Genomic DNA, 593 nt, shown 5'->3' on the forward strand with positions numbered 1-593 from the left:
CATAGCTGACGAAGTCCACGAGCTTAAAGGCGGTGAAACAGCGCAAGGGCAAGCGTTGGCTAACCTGACAAGTGCGTCTAAAAAAGTATTAGCTTTGACAGGAACACTTATGGGAGGTTATGCAAATAATTTATTTTATCTAATGTGGCGTGTTGCACCGCAGATAATGGTAAAATTAGGTTTAAATTACGATAAGCCTCAGGAGTTTATAGAACGCTTTGGGGTTTATGAAAACATTACTGTTGATTACAAAAGAAACAAAGAGTCAATAGGCAATAAAAGAGGGGTAAGAAAGGTATTTAAAGAAAAGGCAGGCATAAGTCCCTTACTTATCTCTTATCTGCTTGAAAATTCCGTTTATATAAAGCTTGCGGATATATCATCAAGTTTGCCATCTTATGAAGAAGAGATTATTTCGGTTGAAATGTCCGAAGAGCAGGCAAAAGTATATAAAAATTTTGAAGCAAAAATAACAGATAAAGTAAGAAAAATGCTGGTTATGGGTAGCAAAGCAGGTTTGGGTAAGATGGTTCAATCGTTGTATGCTTTACCAGATGGTATTAGGCGTGGTGAATCAGTAGAACTTGGAAGAG

At 37.3% G+C, this 593-nt stretch carries 1 protein-coding gene; it reads left to right on the forward strand.

The window, feature by feature from the left end; genetic code table 11:
• Positions 1 to 593, forward strand: a 593-nt coding sequence (locus DESAMIL20_RS10440) for an SNF2-related protein (RefSeq protein ID WP_338032057.1), incomplete at both ends; no start/stop codon positions are given.

It is taken from the genome of Desulfurella amilsii (assembly GCF_002119425.1).
GTDB lineage: Bacteria > Campylobacterota_A > Desulfurellia > Desulfurellales > Desulfurellaceae > Desulfurella > Desulfurella amilsii.